General features: G+C 69.2%; 12 protein-coding genes. 7 read left to right on the top strand and 5 right to left on the bottom strand.

Features of this window, described 5'->3' with window-relative positions; translation table 11 throughout:
• The first annotated feature begins 53 nt into the window (after positions 1-53).
• The 4 genes from ACYVO6_RS09840 to ACYVO6_RS09825 all read left to right on the top strand — a co-directional run bounded on the left by ACYVO6_RS09840 (position 54) and on the right by ACYVO6_RS09825 (position 4,110).
• Positions 54-836 (top strand): lysophospholipid acyltransferase family protein, encoded by a 783-nt coding sequence (locus ACYVO6_RS09840; RefSeq protein ID WP_461059439.1) that lies wholly within the window; start codon positions 54-56, stop codon positions 834-836.
• 49 nt (positions 837-885) lie between these two features.
• Entirely contained in the window at positions 886-2,097 is a 1,212-nt protein-coding gene (gene macS, locus ACYVO6_RS09835; protein WP_461059437.1) for a MacS family sensor histidine kinase, read from the top strand.
• Between the two features lie 154 nt (positions 2,098-2,251).
• Positions 2,252-2,929 (top strand): response regulator, encoded by a 678-nt coding sequence (locus ACYVO6_RS09830; RefSeq protein ID WP_461059435.1) that lies wholly within the window; start codon positions 2,252-2,254, stop codon positions 2,927-2,929.
• A gap of 152 nt (positions 2,930-3,081) precedes the next feature.
• On the top strand, positions 3,082-4,110 hold the full coding sequence (locus tag ACYVO6_RS09825; RefSeq protein WP_461059433.1) for a 6-phosphofructokinase: 1,029 nt from the start codon (positions 3,082-3,084) through the stop codon (positions 4,108-4,110).
• Positions 4,111-4,135: 25 nt separating this feature from the next.
• On the opposite strand, the gene ACYVO6_RS09820 is transcribed toward ACYVO6_RS09825, so the two are convergent.
• A complete protein-coding gene (locus ACYVO6_RS09820) occupies positions 4,136-6,016 on the bottom strand; it encodes an anthranilate synthase family protein (RefSeq protein ID WP_461059431.1) in 1,881 nt (626 codons plus the stop codon).
• A gap of 96 nt (positions 6,017-6,112) precedes the next feature.
• Complete coding sequence (locus ACYVO6_RS09815) at positions 6,113-6,175, bottom strand: trp operon leader peptide (protein ID WP_152788727.1); 63 nt, start codon at positions 6,173-6,175, stop codon at positions 6,113-6,115.
• 117 nt (positions 6,176-6,292) lie between these two features.
• On the opposite strand from ACYVO6_RS09815, the gene ACYVO6_RS09810 reads away from it, so the two are divergent.
• Together ACYVO6_RS09810 and ACYVO6_RS09805 are read left to right on the top strand one after the other, a co-directional pair.
• Entirely contained in the window at positions 6,293-7,648 is a 1,356-nt protein-coding gene (locus ACYVO6_RS09810) for a class II 3-deoxy-7-phosphoheptulonate synthase (RefSeq protein WP_461059429.1), read from the top strand.
• Between the two features lie 159 nt (positions 7,649-7,807).
• On the top strand, positions 7,808-8,047 hold the full coding sequence (locus ACYVO6_RS09805) for a (2Fe-2S)-binding protein (protein ID WP_461059551.1): 240 nt from the start codon (positions 7,808-7,810) through the stop codon (positions 8,045-8,047).
• 28 nt (positions 8,048-8,075) lie between these two features.
• Here the strand turns inward: ACYVO6_RS09805 and bfr are convergent, their stop codons facing one another.
• Positions 8,076-8,555, bottom strand: coding sequence for a bacterioferritin (gene bfr / locus ACYVO6_RS09800; RefSeq protein WP_461059427.1), 480 nt, complete (start codon positions 8,553-8,555; stop codon positions 8,076-8,078).
• A 154-nt stretch (positions 8,556-8,709) separates the two neighbouring features.
• Between bfr and ACYVO6_RS09795 the strand changes: the two genes are divergently transcribed.
• Positions 8,710-9,342, top strand: coding sequence for a sulfite oxidase-like oxidoreductase (locus ACYVO6_RS09795; RefSeq protein WP_461059425.1), 633 nt, complete (start codon positions 8,710-8,712; stop codon positions 9,340-9,342).
• A gap of 22 nt (positions 9,343-9,364) precedes the next feature.
• Here ACYVO6_RS09795 and ACYVO6_RS09790 read toward each other — a convergent pair whose 3' ends face one another.
• Together ACYVO6_RS09790 and pknB are read right to left on the bottom strand one after the other, a co-directional pair.
• Positions 9,365-10,234, bottom strand: coding sequence for a deoxyribonuclease IV (locus tag ACYVO6_RS09790; RefSeq protein WP_461059423.1), 870 nt, complete (start codon positions 10,232-10,234; stop codon positions 9,365-9,367).
• 69 nt (positions 10,235-10,303) lie between these two features.
• Positions 10,304-12,241 carry a Stk1 family PASTA domain-containing Ser/Thr kinase gene (gene pknB / locus ACYVO6_RS09785; protein WP_461059421.1) on the bottom strand — a complete coding sequence of 646 codons (1,938 nt, stop codon included), beginning with the start codon at positions 12,239-12,241 and terminating at the stop codon, positions 10,304-10,306.
• Positions 12,242-12,593: the final 352 nt, after the last annotated feature.

Genomic DNA, 12,593 nt, shown 5'->3' with positions numbered 1-12,593 from the left:
GGGTTAGGGTCTGATCCACGGACACAGGAGGCACTCGGGTGATCTACGGCGCCATGAAGTTTTCCATCGGAGGGCCCCTGAAGCTCGCTTTCAGGCCCTGGGTGGAAGGCCTCGAGCACGTTCCCGCCGAGGGGCCCGCGATCCTGGCGAGCAATCACCTGTCGTTCTCCGACTCCTTCTTCCTGCCCGCCGTCCTCGACCGCAAGGTCACCTTCATCGCGAAGGCCGAGTACTTCACGACGCCCGGCATCAAAGGCCGTATGACCGCAGCCTTCTTCAAGGGCGTCGGCCAGCTTCCGGTGGACCGTTCCGGAGCACGCGGCGCGGGCGAGGCGGCCATCAAGAGCGGCCTCGACGTGCTCGAGCGCGGCGAGCTGTTCGGCCTCTATCCCGAGGGCACGCGCTCGCCCGACGGCCGCCTCTACCGGGGCAAGCCCGGCGGCCTCGCGCGCGTGGCGCTCGCCAGCGGGGCGCCGGTCATCCCGGTCGCCATGATCGACACCGAGAAGATCCAGCCGCCGGGGAAGGTCGTCCCGAAGCTGATGCGCCCGGGGATCCGCATCGGCAAGCCGCTGGACTTCAGCCGGTACCAGGGCATGGAGCACGACCGGTTCGTGCTGCGTGCCCTGACCGACGAAGTCATGTACGAAATCATGAAGCTCTCCGGCCAGGAGTACGTCGACATCTACGCGACCGCCGCCAAACGGCAGCTCGCGGAGGCGGCGAAGGCGGAGAAACAGGCGCAGAAGCAGGCCGAGCAGGCGCGCAAGGAAGCCGAGAAGGCGGCCGAACGGGAAGTGGAGAAGGCGGCCGGGAAGGAACGGTCCGGCCCCTAGGCGCGTCCGTCTGGGGTGGAGGTGGTCGTCAAAGGTGGGGGCGGGGGACATGGCCAAGCGCGAGAGAGTCATGAGGATGTCGGTCGAGCAGCCACTGTGGCGCGCGCTCTCGGCATACCGCGTACTGACGATGTGCTACGCGATCGGGCTCTTCGTCTCCGCGTACGACAAGTTCCCCCGGCCCGAAGTGGCCATCGCCTTCCTGTCCGTGCTCTTCGTGTGGACGCTGGTGACGCTGCCCAAGGTGGCCAACGAGGCGAGCTGCACCAAGCGGTTCCTGGCCGCCGACCTGACCGTCGCGCTCACCGGCATCCTGCTCACGCCGGTCGCGGACGCCCACGACCGGATCGTGGCCGGTGGGCCGACACTGCCGTCGATATGGACCGCGGGCTCCGTCCTGGCGTTCGCGATCAAGGGCGGCTGGCGCTGGGCGGCCTTCGCGTCCACGCTCGTCGGCATCGCGAACGTCATCCAGCGCGGGACGCTCAGCCAGGACACGCTCCACAACGTGCTGCTCGTCTGGGTCGCCTCCATCGCCATCGGGTACGTCGTCGAGGTCGCCCGCGCCTCCGAGCGCACCCTCGCGCGGGCCCTGGAGATCGAGGCCGCGACGCGGGAGCGTGAGCGGCTGGCCCGCGACATCCACGACAGCGTCCTCCAAGTCCTCGCGATGGTGCAGCGACGCGGCTCCGCGCTCGGCGGCGAGGCGGCGGAACTGGGCCGCATGGCGGGCGAGCAGGAGGTGGCGCTGCGCACGCTGGTCTCGGGCGGGCTGCCGGCCTCCCGCGTCTCGGAGGACGCAACGCAGGGAGCCCTGGTACGCGCGGTGGACGAACCCGATGACGAGGCAGGCGAGGACGACCTCTGCGACCTCCGCGCACTGCTGGCCCCGTACGCCACCGCGAAGGTCGCCTTCTCCGAGCCCGGCGCCCCCGTCCTCCTCGCCCCCTCCACGGCGAAGGAACTGGCCGCCGCCGTCGGCGCCGCCCTGGACAACGTCCACCGCCACGCGGGCGAGAACGCCCGCGCCTGGATCCTCATCGAGGACGAACCGGACGCGGTGATCGTCACCGTCCGAGACGACGGCCCCGGAATCCCCGAGGGCCGCCTGGCCCAGGCCGAGGGCGAGGGCCGCCTGGGCGTAGCCCTCTCCATCCGCGGCCGACTGCGCGACATCGGCGGCACGACTGAGGTGATCTCGATCGCGGGGCAGGGCACGGAGGTAGAGCTGAGGGTGCCGAAAAAGGCGACCCGAGGATGAGGCAGCCCCGTCAGGGGCGCGGGGAACTGCGCGCCCAGCCACAACGAACCCGCACCCGAGGTACGACCCAATGGGGGCCTGGGGGCGAAGCCCCCAGTTCCGGGAAGGGGCGGGGCTGGGGAAAAACAAAAGCCACGGCGAAGCTGGAGCGGCGATGAGTGAGCAGCAGGGCCCGATCAAGGTCATGGTCGTCGACGACCACCCCATGTGGCGGGACGCCGTCGCCCGGGACCTGACCGAGGCCGGCTTCGACGTGATCGCCACGGCGGGCGACGGCGACCAGGCGGTACGCCGCGCCCAGGCCGCCGCCCCCGACGTGCTCGTACTCGACCTGAACCTGCCCGCCAAGCCCGGCGTCCAGGTCTGCAAGGAACTCGTCGGAGCCAACCCGGCCCTGCGCGTCCTGGTCCTCTCCGCGAGCGGCGAGCACGCCGACGTCCTGGAGGCGGTCAAGTCCGGAGCCACCGGCTACCTGCTGAAGTCGGCCTCCACGGAGGAGCTGATCGACGCGGTGCGCCGCACGGCAGTCGGCGACCCCGTCTTCACGCCCGGCCTCGCGGGCCTGGTCCTCGGCGAGTACCGCAGACTCGCCTCCGAGCCCGCCCCCGCCCCGGGCGCCGACCAACCCAAGGCCCCGCAGCTCACCGACCGCGAGACCGAGGTCCTGCGCCTGGTGGCCAAGGGCCTGAGCTACAAGCAGATCGCCGAACGCCTCGTCATCTCCCACCGCACCGTCCAGAACCACGTCCAGAACACCCTGGGCAAGCTCCAGCTGCACAACCGCGTGGAACTCGTCCGCTACGCGATAGAGCGCGGCCTCGACGACGAATAGTCACCTTCGAGTGAAGTAGACACCTTCGAGTGAAGCCCGGTGATCAATCTCCGTACAATTCACCGGAATTGACCCTTCGCACCATGTCTAAGTGACCTGGATCACTATTAGCGTGACCTTCATCAGGCAACCGCTGGCGAAGGGACATTTCCATGCGGGTCGGAGTACTGACCGGAGGCGGCGACTGCCCCGGACTCAACGCCGTCATCCGGGGCATCGTCCGCAAGGGCGTGCAGGAGTACGGCTACGACTTCACCGGCTTCCGGGACGGCTGGCGCGGTCCGCTGGAAGGCGACAGCATCCAGCTCGACATCTCCGCCGTACGCGGCATCCTGCCCCGCGGCGGCACCATCCTCGGCTCTTCGCGCACCAACCCCCTCAAGATGGACAACGGCATCCGCCGGATCAAGGAGAACCTCGCCAAGAGTGAGGTCGACGCGCTGATCGCGATCGGCGGAGAGGACACCCTCGGCGTCGCCGCCACCCTCTCCGACGACCACGGCGTCCCCTGCGTCGGCGTACCCAAGACCATCGACAACGACCTCTCGGCCACCGACTACACCTTCGGCTTCGACACGGCCGTCAACATCGCCACGGAGGCCATCGATCGCCTCCACACCACCGCCGAGTCGCACATGCGCGTCCTCGTCGTCGAGGTCATGGGCCGGCACGCGGGCTGGATCGCCATCCACTCCGGACTGGCCGGCGGCGCCAACGTCATCCTCATCCCCGAGCAGCCCTTCGACGTCGACCAGGTCTGCGCCTGGGTCACCTCCCGCTTCAAGGCCTCGTACGCCCCGATCGTCGTCGTCTCCGAGGGAGCGAAGCCCAAGGACGGCGACATGGTGCTCAAGGACGGTTCGCTGGACGAGTTCGGGCACGTCCGGCTCTCCGGCGTCGGCGAATGGCTCGCCAAGGAGATCGAGAAGCGCACCGGCAAGGAGGCCCGTACGACGGTCCTCGGCCACGTCCAGCGCGGCGGCACCCCCAGCGCCTTCGACCGCTGGCTCGCCACCCGCTTCGGCCTGCACGCCATCGACGCGGTCCGCGAGGGCGACTTCGGCAAGATGGTCGCCCTGCGCGGCACCGACATCGTGCGCGTCCCGATCGCTCAGGCCACGGCCCAGCTGAAGACGGTGGACCCGAAGCTGTACAAGGAGGTCGGCGTGTTCTTCGGCTGAGGCCGCTCCACCACACGTATGCGACCTACACGGCGGGGCGCCGCTCGGAGACCGGGCCGGTGCCCCGCAGCTGACTGATCAACTCCCGTACGACAGCGGTGCCGTTGAGGCTCAGCACCGACTCCGGGTGGAACTGCACGCCGGCGAACCCAGGCCCGCGCAGGCCGTGCACCTCCCCGGTCTCACTCCGGCTGACCTCGACACCGTGCGCCGCCAGCTCCGCCGCACTCTCGTCGTCGCAGTGCGCCACGAAGCTGTTGTAGAAGCCGACGGTCTCCGACCGCCCGAAGAGGTCGATCTCCGTCTGCGCCCCCTGGTAAGGGACTTCCTTCCGTACGATCTCCAGGCCCAGCTCCGCCGCGATCAGCTCATGCCCGAGACAGACACCGAGCACGCCGTGCGGGTGACTGCCGAGCACCTCGGCGGTGAGCCCCCGCAGGAACGCCATCTTGGGATCGGCCGTGTCCGAGGGATCACCCGGACCGGGGCCCAGGATCAGTGGTCCCTCGTGCGCCAGAACCGCCTCCCGCAACCCCGGCTCGTCGTACCGCCGCACGGACACCTCAAGACCCGACGAACGCAGCAGATGCGCGAGCATCGCCGTGAAGGTGTCCTCCCCGTCGACGACCAGCGCGTGGCCGTCCAACTCGGCCGAACGCTCCTGCATCCGCAGCCAGAACGGCGCCAGCGAGGACCGCCGCCCGTCGAGCGCGGCCCGTACCCGCGGGTCGTCGTCCAGCCTCGGCCGTACGCGCTCCTCGGGCCGCCTTCCGGGACGTACCCCCAGCGCGGCCAGCACCCCCGCCGCCTTCGCATGCGTCTCGGCGACCTCGCTCGCCGGATCGGAGCCGCGTACGAGCGTGGCGCCGACCGGCACCCGTAGCCGTCCCCCTGCGTCGATGTCCGCGGTACGGATCAGGATGGGGGAGTCGAGGGTCTGGGCGCCGCCGGAGTCGCGGCCGACGAGCGCCAGAGCCCCGGCGTAGTACCCGCGTCCACCCACCTCGTGCCGCTCGATCACCCGGCAGGCGTTCTGCACCGGCGACCCGGTGACGGTCGCCGCGAACATGGTCTCGCGCAGGACGTCGCGCACATCGAGCGACGACCGCCCCCTCAACTCGTATTCCGTATGCGCGAGATGGGCCATCTCCTTCAGCCGCGGCCCGATGACGACCCCGCCCATGTCGCCGACCGTGCACATCATCTTGAGCTCCTCGTCGACGACCATCGACAGCTCCTCGATCTCCTTGCCGTCGGAGAGGAAGTCCAGCAGATCCTCGGGGGTCGGTCCCTCGGCCGGATAGCGATACGTCCCACTGATCGGGTTCATCACGACGGTCCCGCCGGACATGCGGACGTGCACCTCGGGACTCGCTCCCACAAGCGTCCGCTCTCCGGTGTGCACGACGAAGGTCCAGTACGCGCCCCGCTCCCCGACGAGCAGCCGCCGGAACAGTGCGAGCGCGTCCGCCCTGCCGAAGCCGGGGATCTCCCCCTCGTACGTACGCCGGATGACGAAGTTCGCGCCCTCGCCCTGCCCGATCTCCTCCCGCAGCACGCGCCCGACGATCTCCGCGTACTCCTCGTCGTCGACGTCGAAGCCACCGCCCGTCACGTTCACGTCGTGTGCGGGCAGCTGCGACAGGGCCCGGTCCAGGGGGAGTTCGTACGCCTCCTCGGGGGTCAGCACCGCGAGCGGCGTACCGTCGTCGCGGACGTCGAAGCCGCGCTCGCGGATCTGGCGGAAGGGGATGAGGGCCAGGCCCTCGTCGGGGATGTCGGCGAGCCGGTCGTACGTGGTGACCGGGCCGAGCAGGACTTCTACGGTGTCGTGGTCGTGTCCGGGGGTACGGCGACGCAGCAGCGCGAACGGGCGGTCGTCGTGCAGGAGCCGGGCCAGGTGCATGGGTTCCTCTTCGGTGATCGGGAGGAACGGCCCTGGTCGTGAAAACACTGAAGGCCGCCCCTCGGGCGGCCTTCGCGAAGTCTTGCGTACGCGCAGTCAGTGGGCCGCCGGGTGAGCGGTCCACCACCAGTTCTGGTTCTGGGTCGAGTGCGCGAACATGTGCGGCACCTTATCCCATGCCGAGGACCGGTCGCGGGCGTACTCCGCCCCGTCTGATCCGTCTCATCAGTCGAGCGGGACGAAAATCAGTCGACACGACCCCGTAATGTTTACGAGGTGACCGTGAACGCTGATACCCGAGCCGTCGCTGCCCAGGCGACCTGGCGAGACCTGCCCGCGGCGCAGCAGCCCGACTACCCCGATGCCGAGGCCCTGCGCGAAGTGATCGCCGAGCTGGCGAGCTATCCGCCCCTCGTCTTCGCAGGCGAGTGCGACCAGCTGCGCGCCCGGATGGGAGCCGTCGCCAAGGGCGAGGCGTTCCTGCTTCAGGGCGGCGACTGCGCGGAGAGCTTCGACGCCGTTGGCGCCGAGCACATCCGGGCCAAGCTGAAGACTCTGCTCCAGATGGGCGCCGTCCTCACGTACGCGGCCTCCGTGCCGGTCGTGAAGGTGGGCCGCATCGCCGGCCAGTACTCCAAGCCGCGCTCCAAGCCGACCGAGACCCGCGACGGCGTGACGCTGCCGACCTACCGCGGCGACTCCGTCAACGGCTTCGAGTTCACCGAGGCCGCGCGCGTCCCGGACCCCGAGCGCCTGAAGCGGATGTACCACGCCTCCGCCTCCACGCTGAACCTGGTGCGCGCCTTCACCACCGGCGGCTACGCCGACCTGCGCCAGGTGCACGCCTGGAACCAGGACTTCGTGAAGTCGTCCCCCTCCGGGCAGCGCTACGAGCAGCTGGCGCGCGAGATCGACCAGGCGCTGAACTTCATGCACGCCTGCGGGGCCGACCCGGAGGAGTTCAAGACCGTCGAGTTCTACTCCTCGCACGAGGCGCTGCTGCTGGACTACGAGTCGGCGCTGACCAGGGTCGATTCGCGTACGGGGCACCTGTACGACGTCTCCGCGCACATGGTGTGGATCGGTGAGCGCACCCGTCAGATGGACGGCGCGCACATCGAGTTCGCCTCGAAGATCCGCAACCCGCTCGGGATCAAGCTGGGCCCGACGACGACGGCCGAGGACGCGCTGCAGTACATCGAGCGCCTCGACCCGGACCGCGAGCCGGGTCGGCTGACCTTCATCGTCCGCATGGGCGCCGACAAGGTCCGCGACAAGCTGCCCGAGCTGGTCGAGAAGGTCACCGCCTCGGGCGCGACCGTCGCCTGGATCACCGACCCGATGCACGGCAACACCTACGAGGCGGCCTCCGGCCACAAGACCCGCCGCTTCGACGACGTACTCGACGAGGTCAAGGGCTTCTTCGAGGTCCACAAGGAGCTGGGCACGCACCCGGGCGGCATCCACGTCGAGCTGACCGGTGACGATGTCACCGAGTGCGTGGGCGGCGGCGACGAGATCTTCGTCGACGATCTGCACCAGCGTTACGAGACGGCCTGCGACCCGCGTCTGAACCGCAGCCAGTCCCTGGATCTGGCGTTCCTGGTGGCGGAGATGTACCGCGACCAGTAGTGGTTCGGTTGTTGCACAGGGCATGCGATGGGGCGCGGATCACATACGATCCGCGCCCCACAGCACTTTTGCGACCCCCGCTCGGCGGGTAAGGTTAGGTTTGCCTCACCGATAAATCGGGACGGCACGACCTTTCAATCCCATCGGGTGGTGAACTGCGTGTACGTCTGCAACTGCTTCGGTGTCACCGAGGCGCAGGTGAGGAAGCACGCGGAAGCCGGTGCCTGCACGCCCCGCCAGATAGCGTCCGCCTGCAAGGCGGGCACGGACTGCGGTTCCTGTGTACGGCGCATTCAGGCACTGCTGGGCCGGGGCACGTGCCGCACTGAGGTGACCGACCAGGCGCAGCCCGCTCTCTCCGGGGTCTCGGAGTTGTCGGAGCTGGACGAAGCCGCTTAGGCATGAAGCTGCGTAGGTGCGCAGCCGCTCAGCTGTCCGGCTGCTCGACGAGCTGGGCGATGTAGAGCGCCTCGCCGAGTTTCTCCACCAGTTCCAGCTGGGTGTCCAGGTAGTCGATGTGGTGCTCCTCGTCCTTGAGGATCGACTCGAAGATGTTCGCGGATGTGATGTCGCCCTTGTTCCGCATCACCTCGATACCGCGCCTGAGGCGGTCGATCGCCTCGACCTCGACCTGTCGGTCCGCCTTGAACATCTCGGTGACCGTCTGTCCGACCCGGACGTGGAAGAGCCGCTGGTAGTTCGGCAGGCCCTCCAGGAAGAGGATCCGGTCGGTGAGCACCTCCGCGTGCTTCATCTCGTCGAACGACTCGGCCCGGGTGTACTTCGCGAGCTTTGTCCAGCCGAAGTTCTCCTGCATCTTCGCGTGCAGGAAGTACTGGTTGATCGCGGTCAGTTCGGCGGTCAACTGCTCGTTGAGAAATTCGATGACCTCGGGGTCGCCCTGCATTGCAGAGGCTCCTTCCACGCGGGGGACTGGCGGAATGCGCCGCATAATTCCACCGGCATCAGGGGCCGTCCAGTAAGTGCAGGCTTAGTGGCAGATGCCCGAATCGGGACAGGCCTGGTCATCTGCACCGTCTCTGGTCTGTCAGGATGGAGACATGGGTCAGCCGGTGGAGCGTGAATCTGGAGAAGCGGCGCAGTCGGAGCTTCCGCCGGGGCAGCGACTGCAGCGAGGCTGGCCGGTCACGCATTACGGGCCCGTGCCCAAGTTCCGGCCCGAACGCTGGGAATTCAGGGTTTTCGGCGCCACCGCCGACGGCGAGAAGCACTGCTGGAACCACGAGGAGTTCTCGGCCCTGCCCTATACCACGGTCGTGGCCGATCTGCACTGCGTGACGAAGTTCAGCATGCTCGGGGCCGAATGGGGCGGCGTCCCGGCTCGTACGCTCCTAGAGATCGTCCCGCCCGCGGCCGGCGTCACGCATGTGATGGTCTGGGCCGAGTACGGCTTCAGCTCGAATCTCCGCCTCACCGACTTCGCCTCCGAGCGCACGATCTTCGCCACCCACAAGGACGGTGAGCTGCTGACCGCGGAGCACGGCTTCCCGCTGCGCCTGGTGGTGCCCCACCTGTACGCCTGGAAGGGCCCCAAGTGGGTCCGCGGCATCGAGTACATGACCGCCGACCGCCGCGGCTTCTGGGAGGAACGCGGCTATCACAACATCGGCGACCCCTGGCGCGAGCAGCGCTACTCGTACCAGGAGGAGCCGGGGGACGGCCCCGAGCTCTGAGCCCTGGCCAGTCCTCAGGTCCTCAGCCGTCCCGGAGCTTCTTCAGTCGCTCCACGTCTGCCGCGTGGCCCTCTTTGCCGCCGGGGGTTTCGATGATCAGGGGTACGCCCTCGGTGGCGGGGTGGGTCATCAGGGCGCGGAAGGGGTCCTCGCCGATGTGGCCGGCGCCGATGTTGGCGTGGCGGTCCTTGTGGGCGCCGACGATGTCCTGGGAGTCGTTGGCGTGGATCAGTTTCAGCCGGCCCTCGCCGATCGTGTCCACCAGCAGGTCGAGGGTCTGGTGCGTTCCGGTGGGGCCGGTGAGGTCGTGGCCCGCCGCGAAGATGTGGCAGGTGTCCAGGCAGACGCCGAGCTTCGGGTGGGCGTCGAGTGCTTCGAAGTACGGGCCGAAGTCCCAGGTCCGGGAGCAGAGGGAAGCGCCCTGGCCCGCGGTCGACTCGATCAGCAGGTCCGGGTCGTCGTCGTGGGTCAGTTCGTCGAGCAGCGGCAGCAGATGCTCGCGTACCTGCTTCAGCGCGACCGCCCGCGTCCGACCGCCAGTCGCCGAACCGGTGTGTACGACGACTCCCCGCGCCCCGATCTCCCGCCCCCGCCGCAGCGAGTGCCGCAGCGACTCCACGGATCGCTCCACAGTCGCCTCGGTGTGCGAGCCCAGGTTGATCAGATAGGGCGCGTGGACGTACGCGGGGATCGACCCCGCGGCGCAGGCCGTGCGGAACTCCTCGTCCTGCCGCGGATTCCCCGGTGGGGTCGCCCAGCCGCGCGGGTTGGCGACGAAGACCTGGACGGTCTCGGCGGCCAGATCACGCGCGTACGACAGGCCTACGGAGGCGAGGCCGCCGGCTACGGGGACATGGCTGCCGACGGGGTTGCGGGACTGCTGAGTGCTCACCCTTTCAGGGTGTCACGGCGTCCTGCGCGCCCCGTCGGCGGATGCCGCCCAGCCTCTGCCGATCTGCCGTCACTCGATCTCGATGGTGATCTCTGAGCCCTTCGGTGCCGTGTCGCCACCGGCCACCGACTGGCTCTTGACCGTGTCCCCGAAGAGCCCGAGGAAGCCCCGGTCCTCCTTGACCTCGAAGCCGGCGGCCTCCAGCTCCCGCTTGGCGTCGTCGACCTTGTCGCCCACCACGTCCGGAACCTCGATCTGCTCCGGGCCCTTGGAGATCGTCAGCGTGACGGTGTCGCCCGTCCCCAACTGGCGGTCGGCGGCCGGCGACTGCCGGGCGACCTGGCCCGCGTCGAACTCGGAGTTGATCTGCTCGGGGGCGATCTCGACCTTCAGGCCCGCGTCTTCCAGCTCCTGCCGCGCGTCGGCGAGCTCGTCGCCCGTGACGTCCGGCACGTCCACCGGGCTGCCCTTGCTGACGATGAGCGCGATGGCGGAGCCCGCGCGGCGCGTGGTGCCCCCATCCGGATCCGTACCGATCACAAAGCCGAAGGGGACCTCCTCGCTGAAGGCCCTGGTGATCATGCCCGCCTTCAGGCCCTCGTCCTTGAGCCGCGCCTTCGCCTTGGCCAGCGCGTAGCCCTGCACATTCGGCACCCGTACGGTCTCCGGGCCCCTGGAGATCGTCAGCGACACCGGGTCGTTGTCACGGATCCGGGCGCCCGCCTTGGGGTCGCTGCTGATGACCGTGCCGCGCTCGACGGTGTCGCTGTACTCGCGCTTGACCTCTCCCACATCGAGCCCTGCGCTCTCGAGGCGTTGCTCTGCCTTCGCCTCGGTCATGGTGAGCAGCGGCGGGACCTTGGTGAACTGGCCGGAGTTGATGTACCAGACGCCCGCGCCGAGGCCGAGGACCAGCAGCACGGCGGCGACGATCGCGAGCATGCCGCGCCGGGGGCGCGGGGTGCGGGTACGGCGGCGCGAGGGAGGGTCGGGGGGTGGGGTAGCCAGGATGCTCGTGTGGTGCAGCCCGCGATCGCCGTCGTCCTCGTTCACGGGGAGCGGCCGTGGCACGGACAGCGAGCGCGGGATCACGCTCGTACGGTCCTCGCCGATGTCATGGCCCTCGGTGATCGCCTGCGGCGGCACCGCGTCCAGCTGCTCGGCGGTCAGCCCGCTGCGTGCGTTCCGGGCCTGCGCGAGCAGCGCCACCGCGTCGTGCGGACGTACGCCCGGGGTGCGCGCGGTCGCCGACGCGACCAGTTCGTCGAGCTCGTAGGGCAGGCCCGGCACTTTCGCCGACGGCGGCGGGACGTCCTCGTGGAGGTGCTTGTAGAGCACTGCCGCGGGCGAGTCCGCGAGGTGCGGCCGGTCACCGGTCAGCATCTCGTAGAGGACGATTCCGCAGGCGTACACGTCGACCCGTGGGTCGGCCGTGCCGTGTTCTATCTGCTCCGGGGCCAGATACGACACCGTGCCGAGCACGGATCCCGTCGTGTTGGTGACCGTGTCCACGGCCCGTACGAGGCCGAAATCCGCCACCTTGACCCGGCCGTCGTCCCCTATCAGGACGTTCTCCGGCTTCATGTCACGGTGTACGAATCCGGCGCGGTGCGCGGCGCCGAGCGCGGCGAGCACCGGCTCCAGGATGTCCAGCGCCGCCCGCGGCTGCAGGGCGCCGCGCTCGCGCAGTACGTCACGGAGGGTGCACCCGGCGATGTACTCCATGGCGAGGTAGACGTACGCCCCGTCGGTCCCCTGGTCGAAAATCTGCACCACATTGGGGTGTGCAAGGCGGGCCACCGACTTGGCCTCGCGGATGAACCGGTCGACGAACGTGGCGTCGGCGGCCAGCGTGGGGTGCATCACCTTGAGTGCGAGCACGCGGTCCAGGCGGGTGTCCACGGACCTGTAGACCGTGGCCATCCCGCCGACCGCGATCCGTGCGTCGATGCGGTAGCGGCCGTCGAGCACCTGCCCGACCAACGGGTCCTGAAGGGTCGTATCCACGCAGGTGAGTGTACGAGCCGACACTGTCAACGCCGCGGGATCGGTTGAGATCGGGGCGGTCCTGAAGCGGAGCTGTGACTTATTCCATATCGCGGGTGGGTTCGTTGTTGGGTGCGGGTGCGTGGTGGTTGCTCGCGCCGTTCCCCGCGCCCCTTTGGGTCCGGTGGGTGGGTCGGGGCCGTGGGCCGGTGCGTCAGCCCGTCGCAGGGCGGGCGTACGGCCCTTTGCTGGTACAGGGTCCTGGTTTCCTGAGACCGAACCTACGCGACGGGCATACGACGCACCGGCCCACGGCCCCTCCCGCCGGTGGGCAGGTGCGGGCACGTGGGGGCTGGTGAGCATGGTGGCCGGC

The sequence above is a fragment of the Streptomyces pseudoechinosporeus genome (genome assembly GCF_054783935.1).
This window is presented reverse-complemented; position numbering and strand designations above follow the sequence as displayed.